Raw genomic sequence first — 21,809 nt, 5'->3', positions numbered from 1 at the left:
GAACAACGATTCCACTTATGAAAAAGCACTGGCTGACTTTTCTTTTGAGCACAATGGCATTGGGTACCAGCGCCCAAACAAGGTTGCAATCATTTACACTGCAGGAAGTAACCTTATTACCGGGCATATTCAAATCGGCCCAGACAACCGATCAGCATTATATCATGGCGCTGGATCCCGACAGGTTGCTGTCGCCCTATTTCAGGGAAGGGGGGTTGCCGGCCAAAGCAGCGCCCTACGAGAACTGGGAAAGTATGGGATTAGACGGGCATATCGGGGGCCACTATCTTTCCGCGCTCTCTCTTCTTTATGCCAGCACGGGCGATAAAGAAGCCCTCCGGCGGCTGGATTATATGATAGCCGAACTGGCAAAAGTGCAGCAGGCCAACGGCAATGGTTACATAGGAGGCGTTCCGGGCAGCAAAGCATTGTGGAACGATATCCTGCAAGGTAAAGTGAATGCCATCACGCACCGGTGGGTACCGTTCTATAACATTCATAAAGTATATGCAGGGTTAAGAGACGCCTACAGCATTGCAGGCCGTAAAGAAGCATTGCCGATGCTGGTAAAGCTCAGCGACTGGATGGTTGGCATCAGCGAAGCGTTGACAGACGAGCAGATGGAAACAATGCTGAAAACGGAGCATGGCGGCGTGAATGAAGTCCTCGCTGATGTATATGTTATAACCGGCAATAAAAAGTACCTGGCAGCTGCAAGAAAATTCTCGCATAAGGCCATACTTGAACCGCTGGAAAAAGAACAGGATAAGCTGACAGGCCTGCATGCCAATACACAGATCCCGAAGGTAATAGGCTTTAAAAGGATTGCAGATGCAGACGGAGATACCGATTACAACAGGGCTGCCCGTTTCTTCTGGCAAACAGTGGTGAATAACCGCAGTGTTGCCATAGGCGGAAACAGCGTAGGCGAACACTTTAATCCTGTTGATAACTACAGCGCCATGATCACCGCTGTTGACGGCCCCGAAACCTGCAATACCTATAACATGCTGAAGCTAACGAAAGCGCTGTTCCTTTCTGATGCACAGCAAACATATATGGATTACTACGAAAGGGCTTTGTACAACCATATCCTCGCGTCGCAGTTGGCGGATAAAGGCGGGTTTGCATACCATACGCCTATGCGGCCGGGCCATTACAGGGTTTATTCCCAACCTCTTACTTCCATGTGGTGTTGCGTAGGCACGGGTATAGAAAATCATGTGAAGTATAATGACATCATCTATGCAAAAAACAACAATGATCTTTATATCAATCTCTTTATCGCCTCTGAACTGAACAGTAAAGATGGCAAGTGGAAGATCAGCCAGCAGACAGCATTTCCGCAGACCGATAGCACTACCATACTTATTTCAAAAGCTGATAAAGGGAAGATATATATCCGGTATCCTGAATGGGTAACAAACGGCGCGTTAACCGTTTCTGTCAACAACCAACCACTCGCCATACAGAAGAACGGCGTGGGCTATGTAGCGCTTTCCCGCAACTGGAAAAAGGGCGACAGGATCACAATTAAACTGCCAATGCACAAATCGATGGAACAGCTGCCGGATAAATCCGGCTACTATGCTTTCAAATATGGGCCGTTAGTTCTTGCGGCGAAAATAGATACCAACGAGATGACAGGATTGATGGCCGACACAGGCAGGTTTTCGCAGATCCCTCCGGGGAAGAAATACCCGCTGGAAGAAATGCCGTCTTTAAAAGGATCGCCGGAAACTATTTTATCTGGTATCCAGCAGGTAGAAGGACAACCGCTCAGCTTCCGCATCAAAGACGTAGTATACCCGGCTAAATACCAGGACCTGGTGCTGATACCTTTTTACCAGGTAAATGCAGCCAGGTACCAGTTATACTGGCCCGTAAAGAAATAGGTTCGCGTAGTTATAAATGTTGGCATAACACAGGAAAGGTGTCTCTCTACCAATGTAGAGACGACACCTTTCAATTTTTTTATCGCCTTAGAAATTATAACCCAATCGTACTTTCACGGGATCGGTTCTCGGAACATGCTGGTTGTACAGGAAATCGAACAACACCATCATGTTGCCTTTCATTTTATTGTTGATCTTGTATTTTTTAGAGATCCCTAGCAAACCGCTCTGCGTCCATGCCTGTCCTGCTCCTTCCGGCAAGCCTTCGTAATTAGGTTGATAGTTCTGTTCGTAACCGCCGTTCAGGAAAAACGTTCCTTTCAGCTTCCAATCAATAAACGAACGCAAACCTACTCCCTGCCCGGAGAAATGAATATCGTTGAACCCCGTACCAAATCCCAGTTTATAAGAAACGCCAACGCCGGTGCTTCCGTTCTTATGGAATTTATAAGCCACCTGCCCTGCAAAGTCGCCTGTTGAAGGGAAGAATTTATTGCTGCGCTGGAACTGGATATTGCTCCCAAATTCCAGGCGCTGGAGGAAGCTCTTTGTTTTCATTTCATTGGGTTTGAAATCGGGCATTTCCGCTGCATTATCCAGGTCGGGGAACTTGCTTTTCAGCTCATCGAACCGGCTCCGGGCTTCCGCCATTTGCTGGCTCACAGCCGCGCCGGCATTAGGTCCGCTGCCCAACCGCTGCTGGATCAGTTGTTCTACCTGTGCGCGTGTCTGCAATCCTTCCAGGTTAGCAGGATTAGAGGCGCCCTGCAAGTTGAACAGGCCGGCCAGTTGCGAATGCTGCTGCATGAAGTTATTGAAGGCCGGCACTTTCTTAAGTGCTTCCATCGCCTTCTGTTCTATCTTCTTCTTATCTTTTAAAATCTCTTTATACTCTCTTACCTGTTGTGCGTAATAGTAGGCTTCTTTGTTGATCTTCTGGAGGTCTTTCGCCATACCCGCATACTGGCCCAGTTGTTCTTTCAGCAGTTGTTTGCGTTCGCGTATGTATGCTTTGATCTGGTCGGCCTGCTGGAATTTATTTTTCAACTCATCTACCGCTTTGATGGAGCTGTTCAGTTTATCCGCCACTCCCTTTCCCTGCTTTAACAATGAGTTAGGCCCTTGCAGGAAAGAAAGCGTATTTCCCAGGCTATCAAGCGAACCGATGTTACCCGGGAGTTTCGACTGGAAACTAGATAATTTATTTTGCAATCCTGCTTTCAGCTTACCAAGAGAATCTATGCTGTTGGCAAACAGGTTATTGGCTTTCAGGGAATCTATTTTCGCCAGGCGCTTTCTCAACTTCTCTTCCTGTTTCATAAAACGCTTCAGCGACTGCTCGCTTTTCGCGGTGAGTTTCCGTTCGAGGCTACCCGACTTCTTTTTAACGGCGGAAAGGTATTTTTCAGAGATCTGGGCAACTGCAATTTTAGCGCTGTCCTGGGCAACTATAATTCCTACAGGGGCAAACAACAGCAGGAACAAAATGGATAAATATTTCATGGTATATAATTAGAACTGGTCAGGTTACAAATCCGGGTCTCAGGCTATAACTTCTTTGTTTTCATAATAAACGACATGCAATAATAAGAAAAGAAAGTCAAAATAAAATTATCATGTAACTCTTGCGGTTTTCGCACGTTTAACTATAAAATTCCCCCTTATGAATCACACTTTACATTGTTTTAGAACCATTTTCGGCGTTGCCCTGTTTGCTCTGATACAAAGTAGTTGCCTGAAACAAAGTTGCGAAAAACTGGTCCCTGCCAAACTCTACAGACCCGTTTATTTACCCCTCGCTGAGATCCGCAGCGCAGTTAAAGAAACAGGGCCTCAACCCATTTCCCAGAACGGTAAAATATATCTTTACGGGAATTATATTTTTATCAACGAAGTGGGAAAAGGCATTCATGTTATTGACAATGCCGATCCAAAAAACCCAAACGTCGTTTCCTTTATCAACGTTCCCGGCAACACAGATCTGGCTATGAAAAACAACACATTGTATGCTGATAGTTATATAGACCTGGTTGCCATTGATATTACCAATCCCCGCCAGGCCAGGGAAGTACACCGGGTGAACAACGCTTTTCCGCGGGTTGTGTATACTTTTAACTTTGCGCAGTCAGACAGCCTGGGTGTGATAACAGGTTTTACAGAGAAAGACACTGTTTACCACTACAACTGCAACAGCAGCAATCCACAGATCCTGGATAGGTATTTCGACAGCTATTCCAATTCCCTGTCTATAGCCAATTCCAGCTCTCAGCAGGCGCCCCAGGCCATTGGCAAAGCAGGTTCCATGGCGACTTTCGGGCTGCTGAACAATCACCTCTATTCCATTGCGGGTTTCACTGCCACAACTTTCAACGTTACCCAATCTGCCAGGCCGCAGCGGGAGAAAAAGCTGGACCTGAGAGCTTTTGCAGAAACTATCTTCCCTTACAAACATTACCTGTACATGGGAGGTCCAACAGGCATGGCGATCTACGACGCCATCAATACCGATACTTTACAGTTTAAAGGTATTTACCAGCATATCAAGGGCTGTGATCCGGTGATCGTGGAAAATGATCTTGCCTATGTAACGCTAAGAAGCGGCGCTATCTGCAATACGAATACCGAAAACGTGCTGGATGTACTGGATGTGGCTGATCCTACCAACCCTAAGCTGATGAAAAGCTATGGTATGTCAGGGCCTTACGGGTTGGGGCTTGCAACCGATAAAAAGCTGGTAGTATGTGAAGGAGTTAATGGCATGAGATTACTGGATGCAAAAGACCCGTTGAATATTTCAACTATCCAACTTGTCACTTCCGTTGCTCCTACTGATGTTATACACGAAGGCAATGACATAGTTCTGCTGGTTGGCAACGATGGACTTTACCAGTTCGACATTAAAGATATGCGGCATCCAAACCTTTTAAGCAAAATCAACTTCTCTCCAAAGTCCCTTTAAGATGCGTTTAAGATATATTTTACTATTCCTGGCGCTGGCAGCCGGACATGAATCAATAGCACAGACCAAACACGGCGTTTATGGATTTGCGGAAGGAGGAGTATCGGTTGGCGAGAACACGAACTTCATTGCCAGGGCCGCCGTTGGCTATCGTTTTGCCTATCAATGGCAGGTAGGGCTGGGCGCAGGCTTGAATGCAGCATTTGCCCGCCATGTACCGCTGTTTACAACAGTCAGGTACGATCTTACCAAAAAGAAAAGCACCTTTTTCCTCATCGCAGACGGAGGCGTAACCATGCCCTGGCTGATGGATGATCAGTGGCCCGACGGAAACTCGAAAGCCAATAAACAGCATTGGGGAAAATATTTGCAGGGCGGATTAGGATACAGGCTGAACACCGGCGATGGAGCGGCTTTTACGTTTGCGGCAACCTACATGCATAGCGGTTTCAAACTGGAATACCTTTACTACGGCAGCAGCAACGACTATAAATACGTCTTCAACCAACTCGGCTTCACGGTAGGCTTCTTCTTTTAGGGTTTCATGCGGAGGTTTCACGCAGAGAGGCATAAGGTGCATAAGAGGCATAAGATATTTTGATCGAAGCGAATTTTAAGAAAGCAAAGGAGTTGACGATAATGTTATATAACACAATCTTCAACTCCTTTGCTTTCTTATTTCCCTTAAAAAATATCTTATGCCTCTTTTTCCACCTTATGCGCCTCTGCGTGAAACCTCCGCGTGAGACCCCATTTTGATATTATAGGAAAAATGTGTAATTTGAGCCTCGTTTGTTAGACCCTAAATAATAACGTTACCTATGTCAAGATTCCTATCTTATGTTAACGATACCTGGAGGGTATTGTATCCCGTATTGTTCTCGATTGCATTATTGTTGCTCGGTTATTTTTGTTTCGTAAATAATGACCAGGGAAGAGACTTTTCAACCGCGGTAATTGAAGACCGCTATTCATTCAACTATTTCATCAGGAGTGCTATTGCACTGATCATATGGTCGCTGAGTTTATGGTATACTGCCCGTATCCTGCTGCGGCTGAAAATGATCGACTACAGCAACTTCGGATACACCCGGTTCCTTATCAAATGGTTGCCCAGGGTGTTTGGCGTGATCCCCGTGCTCATCTTTATTGTAGCCCTTTTCTCCGTACGGTCTACGGTGCCTACCTACAATATTGTTTACTTCTGCATTTATGTGATATCGTACGCGGCGCTGGGCGTTTCCATCATGTTGTTCCTGGTCTACCGGTCGAGGCTGGCCAGGAAGATGAATATAGAAATGATGCCCGACAGCGAAAGGTTCAATCCTTCGCAATCTTCGCTGAAAGGCGTGATGTCGGCCGGTGTAACGGGGATAGTGATATATATCGTGTTGCTGGTAAATCTGCTGCTGTTCACGATATTTTTGCTGCCGGTAAGCGCCGGCATTGCTTCTTACCTGCATCCGGCTACGATCGTGTTACTGGGATTGTCTTTCTATACCATCGTTTTTGCCGTGATCATTGCCAACTTCAATTTAAGGAAATCGCCCCTGGGTGTTCTTGTGCTTATCTATATCATCAGCATCAGTCACTGCAACGACAACTCAGTGCTGCGCACGATCGATGACCGGCCCCTGCCTGCACGGGAAACGGTAAAGAGCAATATCAAAAACTGGTTAGCGGCAAGGTTGCCTATACATCCTGACACAGCATCTTCCCGGAAAAAAATATATCCCATCGTGCTGATAGCCGCCGAGGGAGGCGGCATCAGGGCTATGGACTGGACCGCCATGGTACTGCAACACCTCAACAACCTGCATCCTGAACTCTACAAACATGTATATGCTATCAGCAGCGTATCGGGGGGCGGAGTAGGTTCTGTTTTCTTCCAGGCTTATTACCGCGACAGGAACAGCCAATACATTCATCAACCTACGCCGGTATGCGATTCATTATTCAGGAAGGCAATAGGAAGCGATTTCCTGAGCGATGTAACAGGCGCCTTTATTTTCCAGGACAATTTGCAAAGGATCATTCCTTTTGCTATCCCTTATTTCAACCGTAACAGGAAACTGGAAGACAGCTGGAGTTATGGCTACAGTCATTACCTGCAGGCTAATACCTTCGAAGAGCCGTTTCTTTCTCTCTGGCAAAAAGATACAACGCTGAAATACTTTATTCCCAATATGCTTATCAATGGCGTACTGGCGGAGTCGGGGCAGAAAGCCATCACCACTAACCTGGATATCAAGAGCGATTCATCGGGTTTATTTGATGATGAAATTGATGTGATTAAAACATTAGGAAGGGACGTACCGCTGAAAACCGCTGCCTCTCTATGTTCCAGGTTCCCGATGATCACTTCGGGCGGTTTGCTGAAACGCGGCGATAGTACCGCGATCGGTCATATTGTGGATGGCGGTTATAAAGAAAACACAGGTATAGAAACCATGTGGCAACTCATGGCGCTGATGCGGCCATATATCGAACAAATGGAAGACTCATTTAAAGTCAGACTACCATTGTACCTGGTGTATATTCAAAACAGCCCGGTTACCCATCCCAATTCAGAAGCCTCGTTAAAAGCAGTGACAACGCTGCCAGACATCACCACCATACTAACGGGCTTCATGAATGCATGGGACAGGCGTACTCCGACCTTTACAGGCCTGTCTAATAAAGTATTCAACGAAAGTAAGCTAAACGAGAGCTATCGCTTCTACTCTATTTCCCTGAACCGGGACGAAGTACAATTGCCATTGGGATGGTATCTCAGCAAAACTGCGCATAATTATATCTGGCAGGAGGCTGGCAGGATACAAGTCCCTCCTTTGATATTAAAACAATTTGAATAAGCTATTTGATATTAAGACCTAAACCAATCTGCGCCTGCTGTGTTTTCCACTTGTAACGGTCGTCGATGTCGTTGATATTGGTGAATCCCCACACGTAACGACCGAATACATGCAGCCTTTGAAAGGTAAGTGTTAAACCGGCAGCCGCGCCCAGGTCGTTGCGTTTGAATGCACGACGGTTATAGTTCAGCAGGTTCTCATCTTCAAAGAAAAGGAAGCTGTATTGCGGCCCTGCATTCACCGTAATAATGTCGTTGATGTTGTAACGCAGCAGGAGCGGGATAGTTATATAATTCAGTTTGATATTGGTATTGGCAGTTACATTACTGCCATGAATGTATTTGGCGCTGAAATCGTCCGATTTCTTCGGGTTGGCCTGGGTGATCAGCAGTTCAGGCTGGAAGCCCCAGCGGGCGCTGAAATCGCGATACGCAAACACACCTATTTGTCCTCCTATTGTATACTTCGACTGTATACCTTCCCCATCCAGTTTAAATAGGTTTGCATCGGCTTTTATACCGAAGTGCGTAGTATTTTGTGCATAAGCGGCAGTCAGATTGAACAACAATAAAACGGATAACAGTTTCTTCATGGCTGATTATTTTCCATAAAGAAACGAATTGCCGGCCGCAATGGTACAGCCGTTAGCGCACTAATAGATCAGTGCACTTTTTTTCACTATAACATCGGAAATTCCCTCGGCGGATCAAACGAGTTTTAACGGTACTTTCCTGCCGGATTTGACTGCCGCATAGATAGCGTCGATGATCTTAAGGTCTTTTACCCCCTCTTCGCCGTCGACTGCCACAACAGGTTGTTTACCTTCCAGGATGATGCCGGCCATTTCTTCCATCTGCCGGGTTTGATGAGTAACATGAGGTTGGGTTAACTCCCCGGAATTCGTTCTTCCTTTAATAGGGCCATAACCGGTAGAAGGCTGCATTTCAGCAAATCCTTTTTCGCCAACCAGGTAGAACCTGTCCAGGTAATTCATCTGGTATGTAGAGAGGCAGGAGGCGACAGCGCCGCTGGGGAAGCCCAGTTGGAACTGTATGGTTTCATCTACGCCATCTTTAAACTTCACAGGATCTGTTTTGGTTTCCTGCGCGGTTACCCATACCGGCTCTTCTCCTACCATGTAACGGGCGCCGTTGATTGCGTATATGCCGATATCCATCAGCGATCCCCCGCCAGCCAGTTGCTTATTTAATCGCCATTGCGTAGGGTCGCCGATCCGGAACCCGCACTGGCCCTGGAAGAACTGTATCTTGCCAAAAGAGCCTTCTTTCCGCAGGCGTATCACTTCCAGCGTTTTTGGTTCAAAGTGCATGCGGTAACCTACCAGCAATTTTACGCCGGCCTTTTTGCAGGCGTCTACCATTTCCTGGCCTTGCTTTGCATTGAGGGCCATCGGCTTTTCACAGATCACATGTTTGCCTGCGGCAGCGATCCTGATAGCCTGGTCGTGGTGCAATCCATTTGGCGTGGTAATATATACGGCATCAATATCTTTATTATCCTTTACCTGGTCGAAGTTCTGGTAGTTATAACAGTTCTTTGCAGGAATTCCATATTTCTCCTGCCAGCGGGTGAGTTTATCAGGAGTTCCGCTGATGGCGCCAACCAGTTTGGCTTTCTGGCAGGCGGTCATCGCATCTGCTACACGGTTGGCGTAACCGCCCAATCCCATAAGGGCTACTCTCAGCACCGGACCATCATAAGGTTTGTGTTCGGCCAGGCCGGCAAGCGGCATTAGCGGAAGCAGGGCAGCAGACGCTGCAATTTGTTGTAAGAAGTTGCGACGTGTACTCATTGACGTGAAATTTTGCACTACATAATACAAAATATTTCCTGGATTAGGAAGCGCTGATTTTGCTTTGCAGGGCAGGGAAAGATTTGTATTTTGAAATATGACCGTTACATCATTAGCACAGAGTTTAATCGCCTTAGGTATAGGAATTACGATCATTGTATTGCTTACTACCCGTTTCCGTATTCATGCCTTCGTTGCATTGTTCCTGGCAGCGTTGGTTACCGGGGGTATCCTGCAATTGCCGGTTCCCGAGATCATCAGCATCATCAAGGGAGGCATGGGCGCGATCTTTGGCTCTTTAGGCCTGATCATTATTTTGGGATCAGTACTGGGCCAGATCATGGAGCATACAGGCAGCACTGCAGTGCTGGCGCATTATGTACTGCGGCTCACAGGTATACGGAGGGCTTCGGCGGCCATGAGCGTGATCGGTTACCTGGTAGGCATGCCTATCTTCTGCGATTCCGGCTTTATTGTGATGAGCGGCTTAAACAAGGCGCTGGCAAAACGTTCGGGCATTCCTGCACTCGTCATGTCTTCCTCCCTGGCTACCGGCTTATACGCGGTGCATTGCCTGATGCCGCCGCATCCCGGCATCACGGCCGCTGTAACCAACCTGCAGGCCGACCTGGGCAAAGTGATGTTATACGGCCTGGTTATCGCCATCCCGGTCAACATTGCCGGCTTCCAATGGATCAGGTATATTACCCGCAACATACCCAGAGATACCACCGCCGCAACCGGTGAAGAGAAACCCGGAGGGCCCTCTCTCCTTCTCGCCATATTACCTGTTATCGTGCCTATCCTGCTTATAGCCATCCGGGCGTTGGCATCGCTGGAGCATAATGATCCAAGCTGGATCAATGTATTGGGCATGCCTGAAGTAGCGCTGACTATCGGTATCCTCATCGCCTTATTATCTGTTAAAAAGCAGCTGCCATCCATCCTGGCAGAAGGAGTGGAAAAAGCAGCAATGGTGCTGCTGATTATCAGCGGAGGCGGGGCTTTTGGGGCAATGCTAACTAAAGCTAATATTGGCGCACATATCGCCACTCCAACGTTAACGGCTATGGGATTATTTCTTCCCTTTCTTCTTACAGCTATATTAAAAACCGCACAGGGCTCTTCCACTGTTGCGATCATCACTGCAGCAGCCATTATCCAGCCGTTGTTGCCGGTAATGGGGTTAGATGGAACAAACGGACGCATCATATGCGTATTGGCCATGGGCACCGGTTCTATGATGATATCGCATACCAACGACGCTTATTTCTGGGTGATCTCAAAATTCGGAGAGCTGGAAGTAAAAGAAACTTTGCGCGTTTACAGTACCGCTACCATTGTAATGGGACTAACAGCCATCCTCTGCGTATATCTCCTCTCTCTACTCCTGTAAACTTTTTCCTACCTTCGAAAATAAAAATCTTATGATCGCATTCTTAGGTATGGGCCTGCTGGGCTCCAACTTCGTGAAAGCCTTATTGGATAAAGGAGAACAGGTAAGGGTATGGAACAGGACAACAGAAAGGGCCACTGCGCTGGAGATATTCGGCGCGCAGCCTTTTGCCGATGTGGCCGACGCTGTAAAAGGCGCTGCCAGGGTACACATTACATTAAAAGATGACCAGTCGGTAGACGATGTACTCGCTGCTGCACATCCCGGGTTGCAAGCCGGCGCTTATATTATAGATCATACCACCACTTCGGTTGATGGCGCCAGGAGAAGAACAAAGGAATGGAAAGAAAGAGGTTTTATCTATGTGCATGCTCCTGTTTTTATGGGTCCGCAGAACGCACTGGAAAGCAGCGGTTATATGCTGGTATCCGGCGACCAGGGGATTATCAATTCCCTGCAAACCAGCCTGGAAGCTATGACGGGCAAACTGGTGAACCTGGGTGAAGAAACAGGTAAAGCAGCCGCTATGAAACTGGTAGGCAATACCTTCCTTGTTTGCCTGACCGCCAGCATTACCGAAACGCTTAAAGTAGCTAAATCATTAGGCGCCGGCCCTGAAGATCTCAGCGCCCTGTTTGATGTATGGAACCCCGGTAATGGCATACAGGGCCGCCTGCGTCGTATCACCAGCGGCAACTACGATAAACCGTCATGGGAACTGAATATGGCCCGCAAAGACACACAACTCTTCCTCGATGCCGCACAAAAAGCCGGTACTCCCCTGAACCTTTTGCCTAACATCGCAAAAGAAATGGATAAATGGATTGAGAAAGGTTTCGGAGCCCAGGACTGGACAATCATCGGTAAAGAGAGCTTTTAACCATTTTCGTAACAAATTCTGGCAGCTTCGTCACTTTACCCATATCAGTACAGCGGCATATACCCATCTTGCCGGGAAATATGTCGCTGTAATGAAAAATATCCTGCTCTTCTTCTGCCTTATCACAACATCCGCCCTGATGGCGCAAACGCCGGCGCCTAATAAACTGGTCAGTTTCGGGCAGCCCGATAGCCTCTACTCCTCTATCCTAAAAGAAAACAGGCCTTTATGGATCTTCAGTCCGCCTCTCGACACGCCCTATTTTTCTGCGGCCCAATATCCTGTACTTTTTATAATGGATGGCGACGCATACTTCCCTTACCTGGTATCGCTGATGCAACAACTGGCTTTTGTTAACGGCAATACTGCTTTGCCTAAAATGATCATCGTTGGGATACCCAATACCGGGAATAACCGGACAAGGGACCTGACGCCAACTACAGATACGGCATTCCCGGGTTCGGGCGGCGGTGCGCAATTCACCGCCTTCCTTGAAAAGGAACTGATCCCCTATATCAATAAAAAATATCCGGCAGCCCCTTACCGTGTAATTATCGGGCACTCGCTGGGCGGGTTAATGGCAACAGATATGATGCTGCACCATCCGCATCTTTTCAATGCTTACCTGGCATCCGATCCATCGCTGTTCTTTAATTCGAAAGCCATCATGAAAGATCCCCATCTTAAAAATGCCACCGGCAAAAAATATTATATGGCTATCGCTCATACAATGAGAGAAGGATTGGATACAAGTGATGTGCGGAAGGATACGGAAGCATCTTCTACCCATATAAACACCATACTATCGTTCATGGATCTGCTGAAAAGCAGGGCGCCGGGATCGTTGGCCTGGAAAGCAAAATATTATGACGATGATGACCATGGTTCCTTACCATCGATCGCCCTGTACGACGGGCTAAGGTTCTTCTTCAAGAATTTCAGGTTCCCGACTTATCTGTACAGGGATGCTTCCTGCCCTGCCGATTCGCTGAAACAACTGATCACTGAGCATTTCGATCTCCTGTCAAAAGACCTGGGATACGACGTTAAACCTGAAGAAGCGTGGTTCAATGGATTGGGGTACATGCACCTGCAACAAAAACATTTTGAGCAGGCAAAGTTATTTTTCGGGCTGAATGTTCATTACTTCCCCGGGAGGAGCAATCCTTACGACAGCATGGGCGACTATTATCAGGCGATCAATGATAGCGCCCATGCAATAGAATATTATAAGAAGGCTTTATCAATCTATTTCAGTACAGATACCAATGATAAACTGAAAAAGCTGCAGGGGCGTTAGTCGGCCTGCAAAACCACCTTGTAATTTGCCGGTATATAAGTGGTAGCCGTTACGTTAGTGATCACCTGGAGGTTCATGCTTCCGGGTTCCGGCGTGGTAAGGCGATAATGTATCACCGCTTCCTCGCCGTTGAAAACAATGCTGGTTACAGTGAGTATATAACCTGAAGTAGGTTTCTCGCCAGCGGAAAGTATTACGCTGTTCACCTGGTCGTTTACCGGCGTAACGGTGAAGCTTACTTCTGATCTATTAACCGCCGCTTTATGTCCTTTCACGAAGGCCGCCGCTTTATCTACCATTTCCCGGGCTTCCGCCGGGGTGATATATGATTTGGGCTTGAAACTTCCATCCTGCAACTCAACCACCTTGAATTTAATCAGCGTTTGAACGGCATTCAGGGTATTGCGGGAGAAAGATTTTTGATCTTTAATGTTGATCCACATCATGTTCACCGGGTATTGACCTGTAGCCTGGATGGCTTCATACAACGCCAATGCAAACTGCTCCCGGGTAGCGGGTGAAGAAGGTTTTACAGAACGGTTCGAGTTAACGCCGTTGTTGGCTGCAATGATCAGATCATTGGCATAAGCGGCGTTATTATCCGCATACTTGAAATAATCGGTCGCTTTGGGTGCTTTAATAAAACGGATGTTATCAATGTTCAGTTCCAGTCCTTTAACGATCATGGATATACCCTGGCCGAAGCTCAGACGCTCCGCAGGTTTGGGCGCTACGGTACTCATAGGCGCTGCACCGGCTTCTGTTACGTGTGGTGTTGTCATTAGTATTAAAGGGATGGCAACAGCTTTAAAGAGGTTCATAAAATTGAATTTAAAATTGTAAATGCGCTATTAGCAATAAGTGTTCCGGAAAGATATTTTAATGAATAATACGAAATGTTAAATTAATCCTGGGTCTCAGATTCCTGGTACTTTTAGGAATGCGATGATCCCAGAATTGCTGCAGGTCTCCTTTCATGATCAGCAAACTCCCGTTCCCTAACGTCAACGCATACTTCCTTTTATGATCTTTCTTATTCCTGAATTCGAAAGTCCTGGCCTGTCCTACACTTAAAGACGCGATATTGGGATGCTGTCCCAGTTCCCGTTCATGATCGCTATGCCAGGCTACAGAATCATTGCCATCCCGGTAATAGTTGAGCAGTACGCAGTTGAAATGCAAATGCGTCAGGGCCTCTACCCGCTCCTTCAACGACAGCAGTCTTTCCGTCCAGGGATTGGGCGTAAAGTCCTTGTCGGACAGCCTGTAACTCCTGCCGGCATCTCCATACCAGGCTGTTAAACGGGGAGTCAGCACCACTTTATCCTGTATGGTCAGGGTCGATTGCTTCCAGGGAACCGTATCGATCAACTCATTCAATAATGCTATCCCCTCTGCTTCTTCCAGAAAATGAGGGTAATAGGTCAGCAATCCCTCAGGGAAGATCAAATGTTCGTTGTCGTCAAATAAGCTAAACTGTGTCATTACCCAGGTACTTTATCAGTTAAGGAAAACAAATAATTGCCCAGGGAGTTCACCCTGATACATTTTATGGAAATAATGATCTTTTTAAGCTAACCCCGGGCCAGAAAATAAGATAACTTGCCGGTCAATTATGCAGAAAAGAATGAAGAAAATCGCCTTATTTTCCACGGTACTGATAAGCCTTTCCCTTCCTGTGCTGGCACAGCGAACCAAGAAACAAGCGGAACCTGTACCCACCTATTATGCCAACAGGTTGCCTTTACATCAGAAACCATACCTCGAACTCCCGTTAGGAAGCATCAGTCCTGCCGGCTGGTTAAGAACAATGCTGGAAAGCCAGCGTGACGGCGCTACAGGCCAGCTCGACAAACTTTACCCATTGGTAATGAACCACCGCAACGGCTGGCTGGGCGGGGATGGCGATCAGTGGGAAAGAGGACCATACTGGATAGATGGATTGTTGCCGCTTGCTTATATCCTTAAAGACGAAGCGCTCATCAAAAAAGTACAACCCTGGGTAGAATGGTCTATCAACCATCAGCATCCGGACGGGTATTTTGGTCCGTCGACCGATTACCCATACGAGCCAGGTATTCAGCGCGACAACAGCCGCGACTGGTGGCCTAAAATGGTGATGCTGAAAGTACTGAAACAATACTACGACGCCACAGGCGACAAACGGGTTATAACGCTGATGACAAAGTATTTCCGGTACCAGCTTAAAGAACTGCCATCCAAACCCCTGGGTCACTGGACCTTCTGGGCAGAATGGAGGGGCGGCGATAACCTGCAGGTAGTGTACTGGCTATATAATATAACCGGCGACCAGTTCCTGCTGGACCTGGCAGAACTGATCCATAAACAGACCTTCAATTTCACTAACGCCTTCCTGCATACGGATATGCTGTGGACGCCGGGATCGGCCCACGGCGTAAACCTCGCGCAGGGCTTCAAGGAGCCGGTTATCTATTACCAGCAGCACCCCGAAGCCAAATACCTGGAAGCGGTGAAGAAAGGCTTTGCAGATCTCAGGCGCTTTAACGGGATGGCGCACGGGCTGTATGGCGCCGACGAAGCGTTACATGGCAATGTACCGACGCAGGGATCAGAACTGTGCACGGCCGTTGAAATGATGTATAGCCTCGAAAGCATGCTGGCCATTACGGGGGATGTAGATTTTGCAGACCACCTGGAAAAAATTGCCTTCAATGCATTGCCTTCACAAATATTTGAAAACTTTATAGATCACCAGTATTTCCAGCAGGCAAACCAGGTAATGGCTACCAGGCATATACGTAATTTCCAGGTGAACCATCATGGAACAGATCTTTGTTACGGGTTGCTGTCGGGCTACCCCTGCTGTACATCCAACATGCACCAGGGATGGCCTAAATTTACCCAGAACCTCTGGTATGCCACTATCGACAGCGGGGTTGCAGCCCTGGTATACGCGCCGAGCGAGGTGAAAATATACGTGGCTAACCAACAGCCGATAACCATTAAAGAAGAAACGAACTATCCGTTCGAAGAAAGCATCAACTTTACTATTAATACTAATAAAAAGGTAAGTTTCCCTTTTCACCTGCGCATTCCTAAATGGTGTAAGAAAGCCAATATCAAAGTAAATGGCGAAACGGTGATGGAAGCAGCCGGCAATAAAATCGTGCAGTTGAACAGGGAATGGAAGAAAGGCGACCGGGTAACGCTCGAACTGCCAATGCATATTTATAACGATACCTGGTCAGAGAACTCATTGTCTGTGCAACGCGGTCCGTTGACCTATGCACTGAAAATAGATGAGAAGATAGAAAAGGTTCACAACACCAAAGATCCTATCGACTATGGCGATACTTACTACGAGATCCGCCCGGCCAGTCCCTGGAACTATGCGTTGATCAGGGATAACAATAAGTTTGATCTGGAGAAGAAGGCTGCTGTTGCCCGGTATCCGTGGAGCATCGAAAATGCGCCGCTGATCCTGAAAACAAAAGCCAAACGCATCCCGAGCTGGGGACTGTACAACGAAATGGCAGGCCCATTGCCGTTTTCTACTACTTACCAGATGGAAGTAGGACAGGAAGAAGAAATTACGTTGATCCCTTATGGTTGTACAAGGTTAAGGATATCGCAGTTTCCCGTGGTGGATAAATGATCATTTTTCGGTATTATAAAAAGAAGGCCGGTAGCGTAGAAGTTACCGGCCTTTATTGTTAATTATTGGGAGAAGATCACACGCTACTTTTTCTTCACATTCAACAGGAACATGGCAAACAACATCACTGCTACGCCCAGCCATTGCACAACAGTTACCTTCTCGTTCAGCAACCAGTGCGAACAGATAACGGCTACCGGCAACTCGGCAGTCATCAGTACAGCGCTTACCCCTACGCCAATTTTAGGAACTCCTTTAGAAAACAGGATTGGGGGAATGATGGTTCCGAAAGTAGCCAGGAATAAAGCCCATTTAAGCAGTCCCAGGTCCAGGTGCGCGGCATGCGATAGTTCTGGCAGGTTGGCCAGCAGCAAACCCAGGAAAGAGCCGGTCATCATAACAGCGCTTTTCGGGAGGGCCGGAATTGTCTTTCCCACGCGGGCGTTAGCCAGCAGGTAGATGGCATAAAGGAGCGCCGACAAGGCGGCCAAAGCAAGACCTTTTAATGGCAGGTGAGCGCCTGCGCTTATTCCCCCGCTCCCCATACCGCTTCCCAGTATGATCAGCACCGTGATCATTAGCTGCGACCTGCCAGGCGCCTGTTTATAGATGAGCCATTCGAGCAATAACCCTATCCAGGTAAATTGCATGAGGATAATAATAGCTACCGATGCAGGGAGATAGACGACGGAGAGATAATATACAAAACTGGAAAACCCGATCGCCGCGCCGGTAGGCAACAGCCATAACAGGGTTTTCAGGGTGTATTGACGAAAGTTCCATTGTTTATTGAGGCATACAAGCAGCCATAGGAACAGCATACCTGCCAAAGCCTGGGATACGGAGATCTGAGCTGCTGTATAACCTTCCCTGTAAGATAGTTTTACAAACGTTGATAAAATGCCATAGCTGCATGCGCCGGCAAATACCATTAATATATACCTGGTCATTTATTGAAAATTTGAATAAAAAGAGATGATGCCGCCTGCGGAAATGCAGAGGCACGAAAAAATAACCAGGTCAACAGACTCAGTGAAATACACAACCAGTCCCGGGTTCAGGACATAGCATAAAAGAGAAAGTAAGCGCTGGTTATTAAGCCTGAACGGCTACAACAACAACAGCTGGAGGAGGTGTAGATATATAAGTATGCATTGTGTTATACGATCATTTTGCGCAAGATAGTAAAATTAGAGTAGTTTAAAAAGAGTTGCCAGCGAGGTTATCGCTGGCAACGGTTATAAGGTTGGTTTCTGATTAATCTGCTTTTACGACAACTTTACCTACAGTTCTTCCTGTTTCAACGAAGGCATGCGCTTCGGCCATTTCATCGAATGCAAATGTTCTGGCAATAACAGAACGGATCTTGCCTGATGCCAGCAATTTCGCGATCTGCTCCATGTCCGCGCCGTTGGAGTGTACCAGGATACCATTGCCGGTTACATTGTAGGCTTTGGCTTTTTCCACGATGGTACCTTTTCCTGCGCCGAAAATAGTGGTGATAGCTCCGCCGGGCCTGATCACTTCCAGGGATTCGTCAATGGTTTTCTCTCCCAGCATATCCAAAACAAAGTCCAGGTCTTTTACCTCGTTTTTCAGGGTCTGGGTTTTATAATCGATATGTTGATCGGCGCCCAGCGCCAGTACCGCGTCTTTATTTGCGGCGGAGGAAGTGCCTATCACATAGGCGCCCAGATGTTTGGCTATCTGCACGGCGTAATGGCCAACACCGCCGGAGGCGGCATGTATCAGTACTTTGCTGCCTGGTTTGATAGCGGGGTTGGGAGTCAACGCCTGCCAGGCGGTTAGCGCAGCTAAAGTAGCGGCAGCAGCTTCCTCAAAGGAAATATTGGCGGGTTTCAAGGCCAGTTGATCGGCCGGCGCGGCTACATATTCCGCATAGGCTTGACCGTGACCGGGGAAATTGACCATTCCAAAAACATCGTCGTTCACTTTAAACAGGGGCGATTCGCTGGCTACTACCGTTCCGGCAATATCCCATCCTAAAATAATGGGATCAAAATCTTTCAGGACGCTGGCAAAACCGCCGCCGGCACGGCTTTTTACATCTACGGGATTAATACTGATGGCTTTTACCCTAACCAGTACTTCTCCTGTTTTGATAGTCGGGGTAGCTATATCCTTGATCTCCAGGTTACTGGTTGGTCCGAATTCCTTTAATACTATTGCTTTCATTGGTCGTGTGATTTATAAAGCAAATTTATACCGACGGAAAGGTTATTTACCTGTACAAATTTTCCATAATTCTGTATTTTTATGCTATGAAAAGAGATAACCTGTATCAGCCGTTCGAAATCCAGGTGAAGGAGCTGGCCTCCTGCAAGGAAGTAACGCATGGTCACAATTTTTTTGAACTGGTCTATATTGTTGATGGCATGGGCCGGCAATGTATCAATGATCATTACTTCAACTACCGGCCTGGTCATATGTTCCTTGTTACCCCGGAAGATTCGCATTCGCTGGAAATTGACACCCCTACTACGCTCTTCTACCTCCGGTTCACTAATATCTATATCCGGCAGAATGCCTTAACGCAGGATAATATCAGGAAGCTGGAATATATTCTTCAGAATGCCAATCATCAGCCAGGTTGTATTTTAAAGAACCAGATAGACAAGAGCCTGGTCAGGCCGGTTGTGGAAGCGCTGATCAGGGAATATACAACCAGGGATATTTATAATGGAGAATTGATCCAGCTGATGGTAAATACCCTGATTGTAATTGTTGCCCGCAATATCAGCAAGTTTTTGCCGGTGAATATGGATGAACAGACAGATGAGAAGGCGAAAGATATACTTGAATATATCCGCCTGCATATTTCGCAGCCGGAGAAGATCCGTTCGGAGGTGATCAGCAAACATTTCGGTGTTTCTGAACACTATGTGGGCAGGTTTTTCAAACGGCATACAAATGAAACCATGCAGCAGTTCATTATGAATTATAAGATCAAAATGATAGAACACCGATTATTGCACAGCGATATGCGGATCAGTGAAATGGTGTCGGAACTTGGATTTACGGATGAAAGCCATCTGAACAGGATCTTTAAAAAGAGAAAAGGGATGAGCCCAACTGCATTCAGGCGGAGCAGACGTCTGGCTTCCTAACTATTTGGCTTAAACTCCCACCCTATGATATATTCCCGCCAACAATGTTCATAACTTTAAAATCCCTGTGCATTTCTTGTGCGGATTTTATAACTTCAAAGATAAACAGGAAGCTATCCCGCACTGTTTTTAACATTGGATTTACACTTGATAAAGTGCATTCCTTTACCTTGAGCGCTGTATTTTATTATCAACCATCCTCAATAAACCTGGAAGAAAATGAACCATAGCAATGTATTACCCAGGCAAACTAATTCGCTAGATGGAGTGAACGGGCAAAAAAGAATTTCACAGATCGTGAATTCCCTGTCGGTAACCGCAGCGTCGCTTGCATTTATATTAGGCTGCCTGTTCTACAGCCTTACCGGCTATGAGACCATTTTTTACCCGGCCATGCTGGAAACCTGCCTGTTCCTCGCAGTAATACCGCTATCCAGGCATACTTCGCCGGAAACAGGGCAAAAAACTTTATTCGCACTTCATACGCTCTTCATTATCTTCTTTGGTATTGTCCTGGGGCCCGCTTCCCAGGTATACCTGTTTGCTCCCTTTCTCGCGTTCTGTACTTTCCTGGTATTCAGGGAATGGAAAAGCAGGATCGCGGTACTGCTTGCATGCACGGCATTAATAGTGTTCGTCCAGGTCAACTACCGTATACAACTTATTCCCGGTCTTGCCCTCTCGGCCGGTTTTATCAATACGCTGAACTGGATCGCTATCGCAACGGCCACCTTCCTGAACTGCTCCGTCTTGTACTACTTTGCAAAAGAGAGCAGATCGCGCTACCAGCAGCTGACCGAATTGGTAGATCAACTATATAAGACCAACCAGTCAATGAAAGTATATGTAAGAGAAACCACGCACGAGATCAGGTCGCCTCTGAATGTTGTAAACAGTATCCTCCAGAATTATCTTGATAAAGCCGATCATTCAAAACGCACCATACAAATAGGTAAAGCACACCTGGAAGCAGTGCATTTTGCCTGCCAGGATATACAGCTGGTAATGAACAATGCCCTGGGATGGTCTAAAATCGAAGCAGGAAAAGATGAAGTGATCAAATCGTCGTTCCAGTTCAGGGAATGGCTTAGCCAACTCTGTGAAACCTACGAATACCTTGGCAAACAAAGAGGAGTATATGTCAATACGGTGATCAGCGAAGCGATCCCCGACTATATCCATACCGATATCGCCAAACTTCGCAGCATCATCGTCAATTTATTAAGCAATGCCATTAAGTTCACCGCCCATCACTCCGTGGTAACCCTGGAAGCATTCGTCAGAAACGAACAACTCTGCTGCACGGTGACCGACCAGGGCAAAGGAATACCAGACGAAGAAAAAGAACATATTTTCGATCCCTATGTCAGTTCCGCCCAGCAACAGAACGAGCCGATAGGACTGGGCCTGCCCATTGCCAGGTACCTTGCGCGGCAACTGAACGGCGATCTTAAGGTCACCGACAACCGGCATGCTTCCGGTTGCACATTTATCCTCTCGCTTCCCCTGGAAGCAGCCGCCCCACCGGAACCGGCAGAAGAAAGTATCGACTATGAACTGATGAAAGGACTGAAGATCCTCGTGGCCGACGACGATTCCATGAATCGCCTGGCTTTTACCATCGTACTGGAACGTTTAGGCATCCAGGTTATCCTGGCCGATTCCGGCGATGAAGTTGTGCCTATGGCGCTGCAACATAAACCGGATATCATTATTGCAGATATGGTAATGCCGGAAGTCAGCGGCCTGGAAGTCATTTCCCTGCTTAAGAACAACAAGGAACTTAAACATATTCCTGCTCTCCTTGTTTCCGGCAATTGTTTCAGCGAAGTACAGGAAGAAGTGGCCGCTTCAGGAGCCGATGGCTTTATCAGCAAACCTGTAACCGCAGCTGCGCTGTTCCAGGCGCTAAAGAAAAATTTGTCTGTCTGCGCCTGATGTAACGC

General features: G+C 47.1%; 17 protein-coding genes. 10 read left to right on the top strand and 7 right to left on the bottom strand.

All coding sequences use genetic code 11. The features are described 5' to 3' along the window. The first annotated feature begins 17 nt into the window (after positions 1-17). A complete protein-coding gene (locus tag BLV62_RS04745; RefSeq protein WP_089759215.1) occupies positions 18-1,895 on the top strand; it encodes a glycoside hydrolase family 127 protein in 1,878 nt (625 codons plus the stop codon). 87 nt (positions 1,896-1,982) lie between these two features. Here BLV62_RS04745 and BLV62_RS04740 read toward each other — a convergent pair whose 3' ends face one another. Then, complete coding sequence (locus BLV62_RS04740; RefSeq protein WP_089759213.1) at positions 1,983-3,398, bottom strand: coiled-coil domain-containing protein; 1,416 nt, start codon at positions 3,396-3,398, stop codon at positions 1,983-1,985. A 160-nt stretch (positions 3,399-3,558) separates the two neighbouring features. Between BLV62_RS04740 and BLV62_RS04735 the strand changes: the two genes are divergently transcribed. From BLV62_RS04735 to BLV62_RS04725, 3 genes are all read left to right on the top strand, one after another. Then, positions 3,559-4,854, top strand: coding sequence for an LVIVD repeat-containing protein (locus BLV62_RS04735; protein WP_089759211.1), 1,296 nt, complete (start codon positions 3,559-3,561; stop codon positions 4,852-4,854). A gap of 1 nt (position 4,855) precedes the next feature. Further along, entirely contained in the window at positions 4,856-5,392 is a 537-nt protein-coding gene (locus BLV62_RS04730) for a hypothetical protein (RefSeq protein ID WP_089759210.1), read from the top strand. 283 nt (positions 5,393-5,675) lie between these two features. Then, entirely contained in the window at positions 5,676-7,709 is a 2,034-nt protein-coding gene (locus tag BLV62_RS04725) for a hypothetical protein (protein ID WP_089759208.1), read from the top strand. A gap of 1 nt (position 7,710) precedes the next feature. On the opposite strand, the gene BLV62_RS04720 is transcribed toward BLV62_RS04725, so the two are convergent. Both BLV62_RS04720 and BLV62_RS04715 read right to left on the bottom strand, forming a co-directional pair. Beyond that, positions 7,711-8,301 carry a porin family protein gene (locus BLV62_RS04720; RefSeq protein ID WP_089759206.1) on the bottom strand — a complete coding sequence of 197 codons (591 nt, stop codon included), beginning with the start codon at positions 8,299-8,301 and terminating at the stop codon, positions 7,711-7,713. A 114-nt stretch (positions 8,302-8,415) separates the two neighbouring features. After that, positions 8,416-9,522: a Gfo/Idh/MocA family protein gene (locus BLV62_RS04715; protein ID WP_089759204.1), complete on the bottom strand. Its 1,107-nt coding sequence runs from the start codon at positions 9,520-9,522 to the stop codon at positions 8,416-8,418. Positions 9,523-9,619: 97 nt separating this feature from the next. Between BLV62_RS04715 and BLV62_RS04710 the strand changes: the two genes are divergently transcribed. The 3 genes from BLV62_RS04710 to BLV62_RS04700 all read left to right on the top strand — a co-directional run bounded on the left by BLV62_RS04710 (position 9,620) and on the right by BLV62_RS04700 (position 13,098). Continuing rightward, positions 9,620-10,918 (top strand): GntP family permease, encoded by a 1,299-nt coding sequence (locus BLV62_RS04710; RefSeq protein ID WP_089759202.1) that lies wholly within the window; start codon positions 9,620-9,622, stop codon positions 10,916-10,918. Between the two features lie 31 nt (positions 10,919-10,949). Next, positions 10,950-11,798, top strand: coding sequence for an NAD(P)-dependent oxidoreductase (locus tag BLV62_RS04705; protein ID WP_089759200.1), 849 nt, complete (start codon positions 10,950-10,952; stop codon positions 11,796-11,798). Positions 11,799-11,889: 91 nt separating this feature from the next. Next, positions 11,890-13,098 (top strand): alpha/beta hydrolase-fold protein, encoded by a 1,209-nt coding sequence (locus tag BLV62_RS04700; protein WP_089759198.1) that lies wholly within the window; start codon positions 11,890-11,892, stop codon positions 13,096-13,098. On the opposite strand, the gene BLV62_RS04695 is transcribed toward BLV62_RS04700, so the two are convergent. Together BLV62_RS04695 and BLV62_RS04690 are read right to left on the bottom strand one after the other, a co-directional pair. Further along, positions 13,095-13,919, bottom strand: a complete 825-nt coding sequence (locus BLV62_RS04695; RefSeq protein WP_089759196.1) for a protease complex subunit PrcB family protein — start codon at positions 13,917-13,919, stop codon at positions 13,095-13,097. The genes BLV62_RS04700 and BLV62_RS04695 overlap by 4 nt on opposite strands. Before the next feature lie 58 nt (positions 13,920-13,977). Then, on the bottom strand, positions 13,978-14,583 hold the full coding sequence (locus tag BLV62_RS04690; protein ID WP_089759193.1) for an alpha-ketoglutarate-dependent dioxygenase AlkB family protein: 606 nt from the start codon (positions 14,581-14,583) through the stop codon (positions 13,978-13,980). Between the two features lie 142 nt (positions 14,584-14,725). Between BLV62_RS04690 and BLV62_RS04685 the strand changes: the two genes are divergently transcribed. Then, positions 14,726-16,735: a beta-L-arabinofuranosidase domain-containing protein gene (locus BLV62_RS04685; protein WP_089759410.1), complete on the top strand. Its 2,010-nt coding sequence runs from the start codon at positions 14,726-14,728 to the stop codon at positions 16,733-16,735. Positions 16,736-16,818: 83 nt separating this feature from the next. Here BLV62_RS04685 and BLV62_RS04680 read toward each other — a convergent pair whose 3' ends face one another. Together BLV62_RS04680 and BLV62_RS04675 are read right to left on the bottom strand one after the other, a co-directional pair. Continuing rightward, the gene (locus tag BLV62_RS04680; protein WP_089759191.1) at positions 16,819-17,685 is read right to left on the bottom strand and encodes an EamA family transporter; all 867 of its coding nucleotides are present in this window, start codon (positions 17,683-17,685) and stop codon (positions 16,819-16,821) included. A 307-nt stretch (positions 17,686-17,992) separates the two neighbouring features. After that, on the bottom strand, positions 17,993-18,931 hold the full coding sequence (locus BLV62_RS04675; RefSeq protein ID WP_089759189.1) for an NADP-dependent oxidoreductase: 939 nt from the start codon (positions 18,929-18,931) through the stop codon (positions 17,993-17,995). 86 nt (positions 18,932-19,017) lie between these two features. On the opposite strand from BLV62_RS04675, the gene BLV62_RS04670 reads away from it, so the two are divergent. Together BLV62_RS04670 and BLV62_RS04665 are read left to right on the top strand one after the other, a co-directional pair. Continuing rightward, positions 19,018-19,863, top strand: a complete 846-nt coding sequence (locus BLV62_RS04670) for a helix-turn-helix domain-containing protein (RefSeq protein WP_089759187.1) — start codon at positions 19,018-19,020, stop codon at positions 19,861-19,863. Positions 19,864-20,082: 219 nt separating this feature from the next. After that, on the top strand, positions 20,083-21,801 hold the full coding sequence (locus BLV62_RS04665; RefSeq protein WP_089759184.1) for an ATP-binding response regulator: 1,719 nt from the start codon (positions 20,083-20,085) through the stop codon (positions 21,799-21,801). Positions 21,802-21,809: the final 8 nt, after the last annotated feature.

Source organism: Chitinophaga terrae (ex Kim and Jung 2007), assembly GCF_900107795.1.
Taxonomy (GTDB): Bacteria; Bacteroidota; Bacteroidia; order Chitinophagales; family Chitinophagaceae; genus Chitinophaga; species Chitinophaga terrae.
This window is presented reverse-complemented; position numbering and strand designations above follow the sequence as displayed.

Coding starts and splice junctions, on each gene's coding strand:
- BLV62_RS04745 (WP_089759215.1), top strand. CDS start 18: ATGAAAAAGCACTGGCTGACTTTTCTTTTGAGCACAATGGCATTGGGT.
- BLV62_RS04740 (WP_089759213.1), bottom strand. CDS start 3,398: ATGAAATATTTATCCATTTTGTTCCTGCTGTTGTTTGCCCCTGTAGGA.
- BLV62_RS04735 (WP_089759211.1), top strand. CDS start 3,559: ATGAATCACACTTTACATTGTTTTAGAACCATTTTCGGCGTTGCCCTG.
- BLV62_RS04730 (WP_089759210.1), top strand. CDS start 4,856: ATGCGTTTAAGATATATTTTACTATTCCTGGCGCTGGCAGCCGGACAT.
- BLV62_RS04725 (WP_089759208.1), top strand. CDS start 5,676: ATGTCAAGATTCCTATCTTATGTTAACGATACCTGGAGGGTATTGTAT.
- BLV62_RS04720 (WP_089759206.1), bottom strand. CDS start 8,301: ATGAAGAAACTGTTATCCGTTTTATTGTTGTTCAATCTGACTGCCGCT.
- BLV62_RS04715 (WP_089759204.1), bottom strand. CDS start 9,522: ATGAGTACACGTCGCAACTTCTTACAACAAATTGCAGCGTCTGCTGCC.
- BLV62_RS04710 (WP_089759202.1), top strand. CDS start 9,620: ATGACCGTTACATCATTAGCACAGAGTTTAATCGCCTTAGGTATAGGA.
- BLV62_RS04705 (WP_089759200.1), top strand. CDS start 10,950: ATGATCGCATTCTTAGGTATGGGCCTGCTGGGCTCCAACTTCGTGAAA.
- BLV62_RS04700 (WP_089759198.1), top strand. CDS start 11,890: ATGAAAAATATCCTGCTCTTCTTCTGCCTTATCACAACATCCGCCCTG.
- BLV62_RS04695 (WP_089759196.1), bottom strand. CDS start 13,919: ATGAACCTCTTTAAAGCTGTTGCCATCCCTTTAATACTAATGACAACA.
- BLV62_RS04690 (WP_089759193.1), bottom strand. CDS start 14,583: ATGACACAGTTTAGCTTATTTGACGACAACGAACATTTGATCTTCCCT.
- BLV62_RS04685 (WP_089759410.1), top strand. CDS start 14,726: ATGAAGAAAATCGCCTTATTTTCCACGGTACTGATAAGCCTTTCCCTT.
- BLV62_RS04680 (WP_089759191.1), bottom strand. CDS start 17,685: ATGACCAGGTATATATTAATGGTATTTGCCGGCGCATGCAGCTATGGC.
- BLV62_RS04675 (WP_089759189.1), bottom strand. CDS start 18,931: ATGAAAGCAATAGTATTAAAGGAATTCGGACCAACCAGTAACCTGGAG.
- BLV62_RS04670 (WP_089759187.1), top strand. CDS start 19,018: ATGAAAAGAGATAACCTGTATCAGCCGTTCGAAATCCAGGTGAAGGAG.
- BLV62_RS04665 (WP_089759184.1), top strand. CDS start 20,083: ATGAACCATAGCAATGTATTACCCAGGCAAACTAATTCGCTAGATGGA.